The organism is Metapseudomonas boanensis, from assembly GCF_018704125.1.
In the GTDB taxonomy this organism is placed as follows: domain Bacteria; phylum Pseudomonadota; class Gammaproteobacteria; order Pseudomonadales; family Pseudomonadaceae; genus Metapseudomonas; species Metapseudomonas boanensis.
This window is the reverse complement of record NZ_JAGTIS010000028.1, coordinates 1-16,164: the sequence shown is the minus strand read 5'-3', so window position 1 is coordinate 16,164 and position 16,164 is coordinate 1. Positions and strand designations below refer to the sequence as shown.

Annotated in this window: 12 protein-coding genes; 6 read left to right on the top strand and 6 right to left on the bottom strand. The window is 63.7% G+C overall.

Translation table 11 applies throughout. From position 1 onward, the window contains the following. Positions 1–18: 18 nt before the first annotated feature. From J7302_RS25305 to J7302_RS25280, 6 genes are all read right to left on the bottom strand, one after another. Positions 19–990 (bottom strand): fumarylacetoacetate hydrolase family protein, encoded by a 972-nt coding sequence (locus tag J7302_RS25305; RefSeq protein ID WP_215381366.1) that lies wholly within the window; start codon positions 988–990, stop codon positions 19–21. A 24-nt stretch (positions 991–1,014) separates the two neighbouring features. Beyond that, positions 1,015–2,154: a VOC family protein gene (locus J7302_RS25300; protein ID WP_215381363.1), complete on the bottom strand. Its 1,140-nt coding sequence runs from the start codon at positions 2,152–2,154 to the stop codon at positions 1,015–1,017. Then, positions 2,151–3,023, bottom strand: coding sequence for a 4Fe-4S dicluster domain-containing protein (locus J7302_RS25295; RefSeq protein WP_215381359.1), 873 nt, complete (start codon positions 3,021–3,023; stop codon positions 2,151–2,153). Before J7302_RS25295 ends, J7302_RS25300 begins: the two co-directional genes overlap by 4 nt. Beyond that, entirely contained in the window at positions 3,016–6,015 is a 3,000-nt protein-coding gene (locus J7302_RS25290) for a molybdopterin-dependent oxidoreductase (protein ID WP_215381356.1), read from the bottom strand. Before J7302_RS25290 ends, J7302_RS25295 begins: the two co-directional genes overlap by 8 nt. 127 nt (positions 6,016–6,142) lie before the next feature. Beyond that, entirely contained in the window at positions 6,143–7,057 is a 915-nt protein-coding gene (locus J7302_RS25285) for a VOC family protein (protein WP_215381353.1), read from the bottom strand. Between the two features lie 98 nt (positions 7,058–7,155). After that, entirely contained in the window at positions 7,156–8,391 is a 1,236-nt protein-coding gene (locus J7302_RS25280; RefSeq protein WP_215381351.1) for an NADH:flavin oxidoreductase/NADH oxidase family protein, read from the bottom strand. A 400-nt stretch (positions 8,392–8,791) separates the two neighbouring features. Between J7302_RS25280 and J7302_RS25275 the strand changes: the two genes are divergently transcribed. The 6 genes from J7302_RS25275 to J7302_RS25250 all read left to right on the top strand — a co-directional run. Then, a complete protein-coding gene (locus J7302_RS25275) occupies positions 8,792–9,406 on the top strand; it encodes a TetR/AcrR family transcriptional regulator (RefSeq protein WP_215381349.1) in 615 nt (204 codons plus the stop codon). Positions 9,407–9,492: 86 nt separating this feature from the next. Further along, on the top strand, positions 9,493–10,581 hold the full coding sequence (locus J7302_RS25270; protein WP_215381347.1) for a VOC family protein: 1,089 nt from the start codon (positions 9,493–9,495) through the stop codon (positions 10,579–10,581). Between the two features lie 175 nt (positions 10,582–10,756). Next, positions 10,757–11,713 carry a fumarylacetoacetate hydrolase family protein gene (locus tag J7302_RS25265; RefSeq protein ID WP_215381345.1) on the top strand — a complete coding sequence of 319 codons (957 nt, stop codon included), beginning with the start codon at positions 10,757–10,759 and terminating at the stop codon, positions 11,711–11,713. Further along, positions 11,713–13,638, top strand: a complete 1,926-nt coding sequence (locus J7302_RS25260; RefSeq protein ID WP_215381342.1) for an acyl-CoA synthetase — start codon at positions 11,713–11,715, stop codon at positions 13,636–13,638. The genes J7302_RS25265 and J7302_RS25260 overlap by 1 nt, the downstream gene beginning before the upstream one ends. A gap of 123 nt (positions 13,639–13,761) precedes the next feature. Beyond that, a complete protein-coding gene (locus J7302_RS25255; RefSeq protein ID WP_215381340.1) occupies positions 13,762–15,645 on the top strand; it encodes a DUF1302 domain-containing protein in 1,884 nt (627 codons plus the stop codon). A 15-nt stretch (positions 15,646–15,660) separates the two neighbouring features. Continuing rightward, the coding region (locus J7302_RS25250; protein ID WP_251702266.1) for a DUF1329 domain-containing protein at positions 15,661–16,164 on the top strand (504 nt) is incomplete at its 3' end.

Genomic DNA, 16,164 nt, shown 5'->3' with positions numbered 1-16,164 from the left:
GCGGCCGTTCGGCCACTGTCATGCCGACACCACCCGTGTGCGCTGCTGGCCGAGATCCAGCGCGCCGTCGTCGGTACGGATGCTCAGGGCCATGACATCGCTGGGCTTCAGGTAGAGCGGGTTCTTCTTGGCCTTGGCGATGAAGGCCTTCCATTTCCCGGCATCGGACATGAAGTGTTTGAGAATGAACATGACCAGTTTGCCGGGCGCCTTTGCGGCGCAACCGGCCGGAGTCCCGGTCGCCACCAGGTCACCGACGTGCATGCCGTGCAGCGAGGCGAGTTCGGTCAGCGTCTGATGCGGCTTGAACAGCATTTCGCCGCAGTAGGCCTGCTGCCGGGCGACGCCATTGACCGTCAGGGTCATCTTCAGTTCGCGCCAGCGCTGCCACTCCTCGGGTTCGAGCAAGAGCAGCACCGGGCCGACCGGACCAAAGGTCTGGTAGCTCTTGCCCTTGTAGAACTGGCCCTGAGGCAGTTGGACATCGCGGGCCGAGACGTCGTTGACGATGGTCACGCCGGCCAGGACCTCGTGAAGCTTGTCCGGCGTGACAACCTCACCGGGAACCAGATCGCGCCCGAGGACCAGGCCCAGCTCAATCTCGTAGTCCAGCAGTTTCACGTGGGCGGGGCGCACTACGTCGTCGTACGGACCACTGATGCAGGACGGCGCTTTGGTGAAGATCGTATTGAACGGGAAGTTCCTCGGATCAAGGCCAGACTCCCGCACATGGCTCTCGTAATTGACGCCCTGGCAGATGAACTGCTGGTTCGAGGTGACCGGCGGCAGGATGCGGACGCTGCCCAGCTCGAGCGTGGCCTGGACTGGCGTAAGCTGACGGGCAGCCTCGCGCCCGTCACGGATCAGGTCGGCGGTGGTCACGTAAGTGCCATCCAGCGGCGCGATCTTATCGCCGAACACGACGCCCCACTTGGGCTCGGCGTCGGCCGGTGCGTTGGCGGGGATGAAGCGAATAAGGGTGATAGCCATGGTTCAAGTCCTACTGTGTCGATTTCAGAGCCAGGGACGCGCCGGGGTATCGAGCGTCTTGCCGATGATCCGTAGCTTGGCCAGGCTCAGGCGCCCCTGGCGGATCAGTTTCAATGCGCGCCAGACCAGGCCAAGCGACTTGGCCGGGAAGATCGCCTTGGGCGCGTCGTCCCCCCAGGCCCAGATGCTGCCCGTCGAGAACGGCACGTAGCGCGTCTCGTGGTCGGCGGTGAATACGTCGCCATCGGTGTAGTGCTCGAAGTCGAAGCCGTCTGCGTCTTTCCAGTAGTCGAAGAGCTGGCTGCCGAGCAGGTGCCGGCCGATGCCCCAGAAGTGCTTGTGGCCACGGGCATGCATGACTTGCTGCCCCTGCCCCAGGGCGTCGAGGTCGATCACTTCCCAGGCGCTGTGTTCGTAACGCGGCTGCAGAGCGCTCGCCATGACGAAGGTATGGTGATCCGCTGGCTGGTCGCCAAGGTCCAGACGGAAGAACGTGACCAGCGGCGAGCCGTCCTCCAGGTACTGCACGTCCGTCGGAATGAGGCCGAGGTGGCGCATGTACCACTCGGACATCACCTCGAAGTTGCTGGTCTGGTAGACAACGTGCCCCAGACGACCGACCAGCGCCGGCTCGATGGGCGAACGGACCGTGCGGTTCACCCGCTGGATCTCGCCCAGTACGTTCATTTCCCGATGGATCGGCGGCCGGGTCGGCAATGCCGGCACCGAACCCCAGTCGGTGATCAACCACAGCTCAGTACCATCCGGGTCATTGAGCGTGACGCCGCGCCCGCCGCCAGGAATGCGCTCCGGCGACAGCGGCTTGGCATTGCTTTCGCGTTCCAGCCGCGCGAAATCGGTATCGGCCGGGACCACGAAGACCGAGCCGACGAAGCGCGAGGTCTCGGCCTTGGTAGCGACCAGGATGGCCGGCGCCGTCCCGGCACCGCGCAGTACCAGTTGCTCCGCGGTGCACGACACCGTCACCAAGCCGAAATCGTTCCAGAAGCGTTCAGCCTCGGCGAGATCCTTCTTTTCGAAACGCAGGAAGGCCAGCTGCGTAGCCTTCTGCCAGGCCTTCGGCCGGACCAGTTTCTTGACGTGGGCGGGCGCCGCGCTTTCGGGATATTCCGGCGGCACGCTCAGTTCCTGGGTGTGATTCATACGGTTTGCTCCTCAATGCATTCCTGATGGCTGCTCACCAGCCGGATCTCGCCGAGATAGAGGCTTTCGTCGATGTCGCAGTCGCGCTGCGCCTCGCCCAGGCCGTGGCGGACTTCAATGCGATAGCCGCCGCTTTTCTTGGCCAGGCCGCCAAAGCGGAAGTCGCCAAAGGCATCGCTGTGGGTGACCGCGATGGGTTTCCCGTTCTGCAGAAGCGTGATTTCGGCACCGGCGACGCAATCGACCACACCGTCAACGCTGGCGCTGAGGCTGCCGCCGATGAAGCACGTGTCCCAGCGCTCCAGGCCCCGGTAATAGACTCTGGGTTTGGCCTTCAATTTGGGCAGCAGTACTTGCAAGCCTTCCTGGCGAGCCTTCCGCTGCATCGCTACGTCGTCCAGCTTCACCGCCTCGAACACGTCCGTCGGACACACTTGCTGGCAACGCGGGCCTTTCCAGCCGTCGTCGAGCAGATGGGCGTCGAAGATCCAGGTCTGCGGCAGCTGCTGCTCCTCGTTCCAGACGATGGCCCTGTAGGGACAGGAGCGGACGATGTCCTTGCGCCCCTTGGCCTTCACAGGATCGATCACGACGATGCCATCGGCACGCTTGCTGATCGCGTCGCCGCCGACCTTCATGCACGGCGCATCGTCGCAGTGGTTGCACATCACCGGCAGGTAGGTCGTCTCCACCATCGGCGCCGCCCCCTGCACTCGCCGCAGGATGCGGATCGGTGCCTCGTCGGCGAGGGAAGCCGGGGCCGCATAGCCCGGATAGTCGTTGCCAACGTGTTCGTCCCGCTCGGCGAGCACGCAGTTGTAGCAGTTCTCGCAACGCCCCACGTTGATGATCAGGTTCCACTTACTCATGTGTGACTCCCACCACGGCGCGCAGGTGCTTGAACGCCTCGGCGCCTTGCCATTTTTCGATCTGCACCAGGCAGGAGTTCGGGCTCATGCTGCTGGTACCCTGGGTTTGCGGCCGGTCCGGGGTGAGGATGTTCAGGCAACCGCCGATTTCCACCGTTTCGCCGGCCACTTCCAGCATCTGGAACTCGGCGCTCGCTTCATAGGACTTGACCACCCCCGGCACCACCAGGGCCGACACGTCGGCAGCGCAGATCACAGCCCCGCGGTCGTTGTAGATCTTGACCAGGTCACGATGGGCGATGCCTCGGGCAGCCGCGTCGCCAGGGCTGATGCGCAAGAGCCAGAAATCGTGGCCATGGATGCGGGCACGATGATCCGCCACTCGACTGGTCACGCCGTTCTTACCATCGCTGGAGGTGTGGAAGCTGTAGCGCGAATGGGTCGCGATCATCTGCAGCGGATACTTGCCGACCAGCTCGGTCGTCCCCAGGCCTTCCCAGGAGGCGATGTAGCGGTTGAGCGCCGGCCGATCGGGATTGTCCCTGGTGTGGCGTTTGAGCGTTTCGGGAACGAACTCCAGCTTGCCGCTGGGCGTCTGCAGGCCCTTGCCGAACTCTTCTGCCCACTGCGACGGCAGCGGAAACGGCTCCGGCAGATCCTTCTGACGGCCTTCGGCGAACCAGCGCATGTCCACCGGCGGTCGCAGCTCGGGCCTTTCCGGCGGCACGACGTAGTAGCCCTTGCGGCAGAACTCGCGCCAGGAAATGTGATCCGGCAGGTCGGACGAGTCGAACACCCGCTTGACCCAATCGAGCTCGCTGCAACCTTCGGTGAACACCCCACCCAAGCCCAGGCGCTCGAGAATGGCCGCGAAAATGTCGTAGTCCGAACGCGACTCGCCGAGCGGTTCGATGCACTTATGCTGCAGCGTCACGAGGCGGTGATTGACCAGGGTGTAGCCATGGTGGGCATAACCGCCCGAATTGCACCATTCGCCGATGTCCCAGCGTTCGAGCTGGGTGCAGGCCGGCAGGATGATGTCGGCGAACTGGGCCTCGCCCTCCATCCAGATCGACTGGTTGACCACGAACTCGATGCTGTCATGGCGATAGGCTTCGACCCAGCGGCCGGATTTCGTCACGGTGCTGAACGACGAGCCGCCGTAGCGGTAGATCATGTGGATGGGCGAATAGCCCGCCATCGGATAGGTGAAGGGGGCGAACTGCGCCTCCTGAGACATGCCGTCCCACAGATAGCCCGTGGCATGGCCATTGATGATGGCGTCAGGCAACTGCTGCCGCGGCACCAGTTGCTTGACCGGGTTCATGGTCAGGATGTGGGGCATGCGCTGGTAGTTGTTTACCGCGTTGCCGGTCCACATCAGTTCGCCGGAGATGCCGCCGTCGGCATAACCGGGGAAGTAGAAATGATGGTCCACCGGCGAGCCGATCTGCAGGCAACCGAAATTGACGCCCGGTTTTCCCCAGCCCTGCATGGCCATCATCATGATCATGCAGCGCGCCCACTGCTGCCCGGTCGCACCGCGACCGGCGCCGCCGAAGCCGGCCCCGGTCATGCCGGTCGCCAGATAGACTTTCCGGTTCCCCCACTTGCGGGCGAGGGCACGCACGTCCTTGGCCGGCACGCCGGTTTCGCCTTCCTGCCACTCGGGGGTCTTGGCGATGCCGTCGGTCTCGCCCAGCAGGTAGCGCTTCCATTCGTCGAAGCCGGTGGTGCGTTTCGCGACGTAATCCTTATCGTACAGACCTTCGACGGCCCACACGTACATGATGGCCGTGGCCAGGGCGGCATCGGTCTGCGGGCGGATCGGAATCCAGCGCCCGCCGAGGAGCTGCGCGGTGGGATTGTTGTGCGGATCGATATGGACGAACTCGATGCCCAGCTCCTTGGCCCACAGGCGGCGGGTCGTGCCCTCGAAGCCGGCATAGGCGCCGTTGGTGCTCTCCGGATCGCAGGACCAGAAGACCATCATTTCAGCTTCCTTCAGGCAGTCCTCGACCGCGCCATAGCCGGCCGGCACGCCGACACGCATGGAGTTGCCGAAATGGTGCATGGCGCCCCAGTACCAGCCCTCCCAGCTGTCCGGGTTGGCAGCGACGCGGGTGAAACCGACCAGGTTGGCGAAGCGCATCAGCGAACTGAGGTAATAGCCGACATTGCCCCACTGGTGGTGGGACGACATCGGGAAAGTGATCGAGCCAGGGCCGTGGACGCGCTTCTGCCGGTTGATTTCCTTGGCGACGATGCCAAGCGCTTCGTCCCAGCTGATGCGCACATAGCCTGATTTGCCGCGGTTCTGCGGGTTGCGCTCACCGTCCGGGTCGAAATCGACCCGCTTCATCGGGTGCAGAATGCGCTTGTCCGAGTAAACCAGGGATTTGAGCGACAGGGCGTGGGGCGCCACCAGGGCACGGCGCTTGGGACGGAAGGTCTTGCCGCGCGCCTGCAACTCCCAGCTCGGGGCGTCCTTCTCATCCAGCTCCAGCGGCGTGACGCGCTGGATGCGTCCGCCCTTCACATAGATGAACAGCGGACCGCCGTTGGTGCAGGTGGTGTAGCGCCGGGTGCCATCGCGCATCGGCCTGCCCATCTCCAGGCCGACCGTCTGGCTCAGATTGAGCGTCTGGGTGAACCACACCACCAGAGGGTCCGGGCCCTTGGCGACGACCTTGAAGTTCTTGGCGGCATGAACGATCTCGCCCATATCCGGGTTGGGCGAGAGGAATTTCAGCGCCGTGGGCAAGTCCTTGAACAGCATGCTGACATCGGCCTGGGCTGCTGTGCCTGCACGCGACGACACCTTGCCTCCGCGGATTTCCAGGAAGCGGCCGATACTGCCGTCCTGCAAGCCGATGTAGGCGGTGCAATTCCTCTGCTTGAGCCGGGCGCGGAATTGCGGATGTTGGCGGGCAGTGAGGCCGAGCACCTTCGGCAGGGCAAACAATATTGTTTTTAGAAGTAGTTTTTTCATTCGGGTTGCCACCGGTGAGTGGGATTCGAGGAGCGCCAGCAGGACGGTTTCAGGGTTCCAGTGGGCAGTCGGGAAGCCGTCCGATTGTCGAGCCGGCCCCCCTGCGATTAAGGTTCGTCCGGTCGACTCACAAGCCCGGGAAGGGCGGCCCCCACTGAAGCAGGGTGTCTCGACCGAACGGGCAGAGCTGTGTCGGGGTGTCCTCGTTGACCCTGTCGCCGTCGGTGAAGTGCTCGACATGGAAGCCGGCCGGATCGGTCCAGTAGTCGAATATCTGGCTGCCGTGGAAGTGACGGCCGATGCCCCAGCGGTGCTTGTATCCCTTGTCCTGCATCAGCATGTGCCCCATGCCGACATCGTCGAAGTCGCGGCACTCGAAGGAAACATGGTCCAGGCCCGCTGCCTGCGCTCCGACAATCGCCAGCGTATGGTGATCGGTCCATTCCGCCCCCTTGTCCAGATGCATGAAGGCGGCCAGCACATTGGCCTCGTTGCCGTCATGGATCAGTTCGGACGGCTGCATGCCGAGGTTCTCGCCGTACCACTCGATCAGTTGCTGCGGGGCCGGCGAGAAGACGGCCAGATGGCCGAGCCGCTGCGCATGGGACGGGCCGTACGCGGGGCGCTGGTAGCGACCGAGCCTGTTCCTGGCATGCGCATCGTTCCAGGCGATTGGCGCACCTCCAGATGGCAGCGACTCCAGGCGCCGGGCACCGAAAACGAACTCCAGCCGCCGGCCATCCGGGTCGACCGTATGGACGTACTGGCCACCACCCGGGTGGGGACAGTCCTCGATGCTCGTGCTGAATCGGGCAGCGAGCTGGTTCAGGGCGGTCTGGCTGGAAGCGCGAAAACCCATGCCGACAAAAGCGGCCTCGCCTTGTTGCGTCACGTAGGAAAACGGCGCATCGCCATAGGAACGCAGATAGAGGGCGTCCCCGTGCTGTGCGAGATCCAGCAGGCCGAAATCGATCATGAACCGGCGAACTGCGGAAAGGTCGGGATGGCGGAAGATGACGTATTCGATATCGTCGATGAGCATGGCTCTCTCCTGAAGAAGAGTGCGCCGGCTCTGAGGGCTCGGTAGCGCATCAGGCCCGGCGGGTAGGAACGGGTGGAACCGCATGTTTCAGGTGCCCGCTAGGCCTGGCCGATCCATTGCCTGTAGTTTTTCGCCTGACGCCGAGACTTCAGCTGGTTGCCGATCAAGGCCACCAGCGGTGATGTACCGGGTCGTGTTCGTTTCCCCTGGCTCAACAAGCCGAGCTGCTTCTTGACCACCGAAGCCACGGCAAGCGATGCCAGCGCCTTGTTCTTCCAGCCGACGACGATGGGCGCCACTTCGGCGTCTCGACCCGTCTTCCACTGGTTTGGCAGGGTCGGCTCGATCGCCAGCGCGGTGGCCAGCCCCACCATCGACACCGCTCCAGACACGACGCGCTCGGCAACCGCTCGGCGCCGCACCCCCCCGGTGACCATCAGGGGCATTCGCGCCACCGCCGCTATCCGTTCTGCGAACTCGAGGAAATATGCCTCCCGGGCCAGGCGGCTGCCGTCCCGGGTCTGCCCCTGCATGGCCGGGCTTTCGTAGCTCCCGCCGGACAGCTCAACCAGATCGACAGGCAGGGTGTTGAGCATTTCCACCACACGCAACGCATCCTCGGCCTGGAAGCCCCCCCGCTGGAAATCCGCCGAATTGAGCTTCACCGCCACACAGAAGGTCGGTGCCACGCGCTGGCGCACCGCGTCTATGGTTCGCAGGAGAATGCGTGTGCGGTTCTCCAGACTGCCGCCCCAGGCGTCAGCACGCTTGTTGGTCAATGGCGAGAGAAACTGGCTGAACAGGTAGCCATGCGCGGCGTGGATTTCCACCCCGGTGAATCCGGCGCGCTCGGCCAGCGCCGCCGTGCGGGCATAGCGCTCGATCAGCGCCTCGATCTCATGCTCACTCAAGGCCCTGGGCGGCGCGAAGGCCTTGGACAGCCCGGGAATGTCGACCGCCACCGCCGACGGCCCCCGCGCCGGCTGCCCCAGCGCAGCCAGCACCTGCCGGCCTGGATGGTTGATCTGCATCCAGGCCTGCGCGCCGCGGCTGCGGCAGGCATCGGCCCACAGGCCGAAGCGCCCCAGGAACAGGTCGGACTCCAGCACCACGCCAGCAGGCCCGGTCAGGGCATGACGGTCCACCATGACGTTGCCGGTGATGATCAGGCCGGCCCCGCCCTCCGCCCAACGCCGGTAGAGCCTGACCAGCGCCTCTCCCGGCGCGTGATCCCCATCTGCCAGGTTCTCCTCCATGGCAGCCTTGGCGATCCGGTTTGGAATCACCACACCATTGGGCAATCGGAGCGGTTCGAAGAGCGTTGAGCCGGTCATGTAGTGTCCTTCAGCTGATGAGAAGCCGGCCTGCCTTCACGATGGATCGATACCCTCTCGCGCATCAGGCCGGCAATCATGGCACTCGTTCGGCCTTCATCTTCCCGGGGTACAGCCAGCCTGCAGGTGAGCGTGCGTAGAGATCGCATCGACCCGGCCGGCTTGATGCCCCTGCGAAGGGTGAGCCTTAGACCCAAAAGCTGAACACGCGTGTCCAATCAAGTCAATACACAACACCTCGACAGACCTGACAAAACATGCACAAACCCCATAAGACCCTGACAAATTGCGCTTATATCATTTTCTACGCCGCACGAAGGACTATTGATCGAAAAACCATGTTGACGGCAAAAGAACACGCGTGTTCAATCACCCCATGAACAATCCTGGAGAAAAAAGCGTGGAAGCCCTTAATCCCACACAGCGCCGCATTCATCAGGCCGCCTTTCGCCTGTTCGCTGCCAAAGGCACTTCCCAGGTGAACATCCTCGACCTTGCCCAAGAGGCGGGCGTCGCGCGCGGAACCATCTACAGCAACGTCGAGAGCATGGAGAGCCTGTTCGAGGCGGTCGCCAGCCACCTCGCCGGGGAGATGCACGAACGCGTCAAGAAAAGCTTCAGCACCCTCTCCGATCCGGCTCAACGCCTCGCCAATGGCATTCGACTCTTCATCCGTCGTGCACACGAGGATTCCCAGTGGGGCGCGTTCATCCATAAGTTCGCCATGAGCAATTCCGCGTTACGCGAGATGTTCGCCAGCCAGGCGACTACGGATCTGCTGAGCGGACTAGCCAGTGGGCGCTACAAGTTCCAGCAGGAGCAATTGCTGTCAGTCATGACACTGATATCGAGCAGCGTCCTGGGCTCGATTTTCCTGGTGCTGGAAGGGCACAAGACATGGCGCGAATCGGGCACTGACACGGCCGAGTTCGTGCTCCGAGCCTTGGGTGTACCGCCAGAGGAGGCCCGTGCGTTGGCGACAATGGAATTGCCCGCCCTCCCCCCACTCGACTGATCTCGTAACCGACTCCATTCGACAACACCCCTGCAATTCAGGGGTGCGGGTCCCTATTTGCTCCAGAAAACCGGACAACAAGAACAATGAGCAGCAGAACTGAAATGCCCCGGCTGGCGACACCACAACCGGCCCGGCACCCCGCCCCCACGGCCAAGGCTCAACGCCTTGCTCACCTGATCTTCGAGCGTCCCGACCTCGATGAGGCGGCACGCTTCCTGACCGACTTCGGTCTGACGGTCAGCCATCGAGATGCCGATACGCTCTATCTTCGTACGGCCGCTCCATCTCCCTACTGCTACCGCATCCACCGCGCGGCGCAGGCGCGTTTTCTCGGTTTCGGGCTGGAGGTTCGCAGCCTGGATGACTTGAACCGCCTGAGCCAGCTCAGCGGCGCCTCTTCCGTCGGAGCGTGCAGCCATCCGGGAGGCGGAAAACAGGTCAGGCTGGTTGACCCCTCCGGATTCATCGTCGAAGCCATCTACGGACAGGCCCCTTGTGAGCCGCTGCCGCATAGAGCCGCCCTTCTGCTGAATCTGGTCGAGCATCCGCGAGTCAACAGCACGCAGCGACCGCCGGTAGCGCCGCCGGAAGTCCTCAAGCTCGGCCATGTCGTTGTGGAAGTCGCTGACTACCAGGCGACCTGTGCCTGGTACACGCAGCATTTGGGGTTCATTCCCAGCGATGTACAGGTGCTCCCGGATGGCTCGCCCATCGTCGCCTTCATGCGCCTGGACCTGGGTGAGACTCCCGCCGATCACCATACCCTCGCCATCGCCCAGGGCTTCATGGCGACCTACAGCCACAGCGCTTATGAGCTCGTGGATGCCGATGCCGTGGGTATGGGGCAGCGCGTGCTGCGCGAGCGGGGCTGGCGTCATGCCTGGGGCATCGGCCGGCACACCTTGGGCAGCCAGATCTTCGACTACTGGCAGGACCCCTGGGGCGACAAGCACGAGCACTACTGCGACGGCGACATCTTCACCGCCACGGAGCCCACCGGCATCCATTTCGTCAGCCCCGAGGCCATGGCGCAGTGGGGGCAGCGCATGCCCAAGAGTTTCATCAAGCCCACGCTGGGCCTGGCCAGTCTGCGCGCGCTGTACCGCAACCTGCGACACAGCCCGGACCTGTCGCTGCGCAAGCTGATAACGCTCATGCGGATGTTCGGGTAGCGCTGCCGCCATGTCAGGCAATTCAACCAGGCTAGGCCGGCGGGATGTGCTCAAAGCCGGCGCTTTGATCGCTGGCGGCTCGCTGGTCTACAGCCTTGCCGGACCAATTTCAGAACAACACCAAAGTCCTCGCGCCACCGAGCGCGGGACCGACACTGCTCCAGGAGTGCCTTCAATGTCTGCTGTACACGTAGTCCGCTTTGAGTATGAGAACGGTATCCACTGGGGTGTGATACGCCAGGGCCGTATCACGGTCGTCCCCGGTACCTTTGAAACCACCGGTGAATTCATTCGACAGAACCGTATCGAGGACCTCGCTCAAGTGAGAGGTACCGAGTTGGATGAGGGCGCGGTGAAACTCCTGTCGCCGCTGACCCGCAATCAGCAATTCGTCTGCCAGGGCGCCAACTACCGCCAGCACATGATCGAGTCGGGCATGGACCCTGACGCGAAGAAGTACAACATGATCTTCACCAAGGCGACGAGTTGCCTGGTGGCAGCGGACAGCGACCTGATCAAGCCACGCAACGTGCGCTTCCTGGACTACGAGATCGAGCTGGGACTGGTGATGAAGCGCGCGATCAACGGCACCGTTGCCGTTACCGACGCCAACCTGCATGAGTTCATCGCCGGTGTCGTGATCGTCAACGACTACTCGGCCCGCGACATCCAGATTCCCCAGATGCAGTTCTACAAGGGCAAGAGCTTCCGCACCTTCGGCCCGGTCGGCCCCTACCTCTGCCTGCTGGATGCCAAGGACATGCATTACCTGAAGGCCCTGCAGCTGCGCCTGACGGTCAATGGCCAGGTGCGTCAGAGCGACAGCACGGCCAACCTGGTCTACGGCCCCGCCGAAACGCTGACTGAACTCTCCTCCGTACAAGATCTCGACGCCGGCGACCTGATCGCCACCGGCACTCCGGCGGGCTGCGCCCTGACGATCCCGTCCCCCGCCAAGCAGCGCATCGCTGCCCTGCTGCCGGAAGCCACCAAATGGCAAATGTTCCTCAAGGCCCAAGAGAGCCGGTCGCAATACCTCAAGCCTGGCGATGTGGTCGAGGCTCGTATCAGCAGTGCCGACGGCGTGGTCAACCTGGGTGTGCAACGTAACCGTGTCGTGGAGGAAGCCTGATGACCGTGCAGTGCCTGAATGACATCAGGGAACTCGAGCAAGTCCCCTTATCGGAGCGTGGTCTGGCTTCCAGTACCTATGAAGCACTGAGACGCACCGCCGAGCGCACCCCGGATGCGCCCGCGCTGAGTTTCTTCGCCGACGCCACAGACTTCAGGAACACCCACGACTGGAGCTATTCCGAGCTCTTCACGGATATCACCCGCGCAGCGAATGCGTTCCATGACCTGGGCATTACGCCCGGCGAAGTGATCGCCTTCATCCTGCCCAACCTGCCGGAGACCCACTTCACCATCTGGGGTGGCGAGGCGGCCGGTATCGTCATGGCGATCAACCCGCTGCTGGAGGCCGGGCAGATCGCCAGCCTGCTGCAGGCCGCCAAGGCATCCGTGGTCGTGACCCTGGCGCCGACGCCGGGTAGCGACCTGTGGCCCAAGCTGGCCTCGCAACTGGACCGACTGCCTGAGGTCCGGCACATCGTCTGGGTCGGCATGGAGCCCTATGTCGGCAAGGCTCAAGGAGAAGCCCTCCGCTCCCTGGCAGAGAAGGAGCGCGAACTGCACAAGGGCACCTCGATACATGATCTGCGCGCGCTGATGGATGCGCAGCCTGGCACGCACCTCAAAAGCGGCCGGCAGATCCGCCCAGAGGAGCGTTCCTCGTTCTTCTGCACCGGCGGCACCACCGGGCTGCCCAAGATCGCCACCCGCACTCATGGCTCCGAAGTGTTCAACGCCTGGGCCATGACTGCCCACCTGGCACCGCGCAACAATGGCCAGGTCATTTTCTGCGGCTTGCCGCTGTTCCACGTCAACGGACAACTGGTGACGGGCCTGATGCCCTGGACCCTCGGCGACCACGTGATTCTCGGCACGCCGCAAGGCTACCGTGGCGAGGGCGTGATCGCCCGATTCGGAGAGATGGTGGAACACTTCGGCATCAACTTCTTCTCCGCCGTTCCCACCGTTTATGCCGCGCTCCTGCAGACCGAGTTGTCGGGCCGCGATCTGTCCAGCCTGCGCTATGCGTTGTGTGGCGCCGCACCGATGCCGGTCGAGCTCTTCCGCGAGTTCGAGCAGCGGACCGGGGTGAAGATCCTCGAAGGCTACGGCCTCACCGAAGGCGCCTGTGTTTCCTCGGTCAATCCTCCCCATGGCGAACGCCACATTGGCTCCATCGGCATACGGATCGCCTACCAGGATATGCGCGCCGTCGTGCTGGATGATGCCGGAGCCTACGTGCGTGATGCAGGGGCGGACGAGATCGGCGTGATCACCATCAGCGGTCCGAACCTGTTCGACGGGTATCTGGACGAGAGCCATAACAGAGGCATCTGGATCGATATCAACGGTCAGCGCTGGCTGAACACGGGTGATCTGGGGCGTCAGGACGAGCAGGGCTACTTCTGGCTGACCGGGCGCAAGAAGGAGCTGATCATCCGCGGTGGCCACAACATCGATCCCAAGCAGATCGAGGAGGCCCTGCAGGCCCATCCGGCGGTCGCCATGGCCGCGGCAGTGGGCAGCCCGGACGCCTACTCGGGCGAGGTCCCTGTGGCCTATGTCCAGCTACGCCAGGGGCAGGCTTGCACCGTGGAAGAACTCCAGGCGTTCGCCAGTCACAACATCAGCGAGCGGGCCGCCGTGCCCAAACGCATCGAAATACTCGAAGCACTGCCGCTGACTGCCGTGGGCAAGATTTTCAAGCCTGCCTTGCAGCAGCAGGAGGTTGCCCGGGTGGTCCGGCAGGAAGTCGAACACCTGGGGCTATCCGGCATCTCGGTGGAGGTCGTTCAGGACAGTCGCCGTGGACTGGTCGCCTGCATCCGAGGCTGCTCCAACCGGGAAACCTTGGCCTCTCGTCTGGGGCGCTACAGCTTCCAGGTCGAGTGGCTGCCAGCAACCGCATCGACCTCCACGCCGTAGCCGGCAGCACTGCCAGCGTCGACGCAGAGCCTATGCAAATCCGTCAGTTCCTCCTTTAGCACCGGAGTCGGTACCGCAAATCCCAGTCGAACAGCGTGAAAACAACAACAAGAGGTAGCGAACATGAGCAACACGCGATTTACCTGGCGGCGCGCCCGCCTACCGCTGGCCACTGCGCTGGCCGGCAGCCTGGCCACGCCAGCGTTCGGCCTGAACTTCAACCTCGGTGAGATCGAAGGGCAGTTCGACTCCTCGCTCAGCGTCGGCGCCAGCTGGGCACTGCGTGGCGCCGATCCCGAGTTGGTCGGCGCCACCAACGGCGGCAAGGGCGATGCCAGCGTCACCGACGACGGCCGACTGAACTTCAAGAAGGGCGAGACCTTCTCGAAGATCTTCAAGGGCATCCACGACCTCGAGCTGAAGTACGGCGAGACCGGGCTCTTCGTGCGCGGCAAGTACTGGTACGACTTCGAGTTGAAGGACGAGAGCCGCCTGTTCAAGGACATCGACGACAGCGGCCGCAAGGAAGGCGCCAAGGCTTCTGGCGCCGAACTGCTGGATGCCTTCGTCTATCACAACTACGTGATCGGCGAACTGCCCGGCATCGTGCGCCTGGGCAAGCAGGTGGTCAGTTGGGGCGAGAGCACCTTCATCCAGGGCGGGATCAACGTCATCAACCCGATCGACGTGTCCGCCTTCCGCCGCCCCGGTGCCGAGATCAAGGAAGGCCTGATCCCGGTCAACATGTTCTACCTGTCGCAGAACCTGACCGAGAACCTGACCGCCGAAGCCTTCTACCAGCTCGACTGGCAGCAGACGGTGGTGGACAACTGCGGCACCTTCTTCTCGCAGAGCGATTTCGTCGCCGATGGCTGCCAGCCCCTGCCGGTCGGCCCGAATCTCAGCGCCAATCCGCTGGCCCAGGCCGCCCTCAGCCCCTTCGGCATCACTCTCGGCGCCGAAGGCATCGAGGTGCCGCGTGCCCGCGATGACGAGGCACGCGATGGCGGCCAGTGGGGCGCCGCCCTGCGCTGGTTCGTGCCCAGCCTGGATACCGAATTCGGCGCCTACTTTCTCAACTATCACAGTCGTCAGCCCTACGTCAGTTCGATCGCCAGCCCGAACGTCGCCGACCTGTCCTTCGTCCCGCAGCTCTGCGCCAACCTCGGCATCGTCGACCCGGCGGCCTGTGCCGGCGTCGCCGGCTCGCCCGCCGGCCAGCAGTTGATCGGCGCCTATCGCCTCGGCACCTCGCAGTATCAGGTGACCTACCCGGAGGATATCCGCCTCTATGGCCTGAGCTTCGCCACCACCCTGCCGAGCGGCACCGCCCTCTCCGGGGAAATCAGCTACCGGCCCAACCTGCCGCTGCAACTCAACGGCAACGATCAGGTCCTCGCCGGCACGGGCGTCGCCGCCGTCTCGCCGCTGCTCTCCTCGGGGGCGTACCAGGCCACCAACAACGCGCTGGTGCAGGGTTATCAACGCAAACCCGTGACCCAGGCACAGATCACCGCCGTGCACTTCTTCGATCAAGTCATGGGCGCCGACCGCCTGACCCTGGTCGGCGAGATCGGCGTGGTGCATGTCGGGGATCTGGAAGGCCGAGGCGGCCTGCGCTACGGCCGCGATGGGGTATTCGGCCAGGGCGAGTTGCTCCCGGACAACAACCTGTGCCTCGCCAGCTCCGCCACGCCGCAGAACTGCAACGACAAGGGGTTCCTCACCACCACCTCCTGGGGCTATCGCGCTCGCGCGATCTGGGAATACACCGACCTGATTCCGGCGGTGACCCTCAAGCCGAACCTGGCCTGGTCCCACGATGTTGACGGTTATGGTCCTGAGCCCGGCTTCAACGAAGGCAGCAAGGCCATCAGCCTGGGCGTGGATGCCGAGTACCGCAATACCTACAACGCCAGCCTGTCGTACACCGATTTCTTCGGCGGCGATTACAACACCAACGTCGATCGCGATTTCATCGCGTTCAGCGTCGGCTTGTCCTTCTGAGCAGGAGAGCAGACCATGAAATTCTTGATGCAAAGCACGACCCTGAGCCTCTCCCTGTTGGCCGGCGCGGCGCTGGCCGCCGTCCCCCCGGAACAAGCCGCTCAGCTCGGCAAGACCCTGACCCCGCTCGGTGCGGAGCAGGCCGGCAATGCCGACGGCAGCATCCCCGCCTGGACCGGCGGCCTCGACGCGAACAGTGGCAAGCAGAACGCCCAAGGCTTTCTCGACGACCCCTTCGCCAATGAACAGCCGCTCTTCACCATCTCCGCCCAGAACGCGGAGCAATATAAGGACAAGCTGAGCCCCGGCCAGTTGGCCATGCTCAAGCGCTATCCCGACTCGTATCGGCTGCCGGTCTACCCCAGCCACCGCAGCGTCGCACTCCCGGATTCCGTCTACGCCGCCGTGCGCTCCAACGCCCAGAACACCCAGCTCGTGGCAGGGGGCAATGGCCTGACCAACTTCCAGACCGCCTATCCCTTCCCCATCCCGCAGAATGGTCAGGAAGTCGTCTGGAAC

Bases quoted from the DNA above. Each gene is read 5' to 3' on its own strand.
- J7302_RS25305 (WP_215381366.1), bottom strand. From the start codon at position 990: ATGGCTATCACCCTTATTCGCTTCATCCCCGCCAACGCACCGGCCGAC.
- J7302_RS25300 (WP_215381363.1), bottom strand. From the start codon at position 2,154: ATGAATCACACCCAGGAACTGAGCGTGCCGCCGGAATATCCCGAAAGC.
- J7302_RS25295 (WP_215381359.1), bottom strand. From the start codon at position 3,023: ATGAGTAAGTGGAACCTGATCATCAACGTGGGGCGTTGCGAGAACTGC.
- J7302_RS25290 (WP_215381356.1), bottom strand. From the start codon at position 6,015: ATGAAAAAACTACTTCTAAAAACAATATTGTTTGCCCTGCCGAAGGTG.
- J7302_RS25285 (WP_215381353.1), bottom strand. From the start codon at position 7,057: ATGCTCATCGACGATATCGAATACGTCATCTTCCGCCATCCCGACCTT.
- J7302_RS25280 (WP_215381351.1), bottom strand. From the start codon at position 8,391: ATGACCGGCTCAACGCTCTTCGAACCGCTCCGATTGCCCAATGGTGTG.
- J7302_RS25270 (WP_215381347.1), top strand. From the start codon at position 9,493: ATGAGCAGCAGAACTGAAATGCCCCGGCTGGCGACACCACAACCGGCC.
- J7302_RS25265 (WP_215381345.1), top strand. From the start codon at position 10,757: ATGTCTGCTGTACACGTAGTCCGCTTTGAGTATGAGAACGGTATCCAC.
- J7302_RS25260 (WP_215381342.1), top strand. From the start codon at position 11,713: ATGACCGTGCAGTGCCTGAATGACATCAGGGAACTCGAGCAAGTCCCC.
- J7302_RS25255 (WP_215381340.1), top strand. From the start codon at position 13,762: ATGAGCAACACGCGATTTACCTGGCGGCGCGCCCGCCTACCGCTGGCC.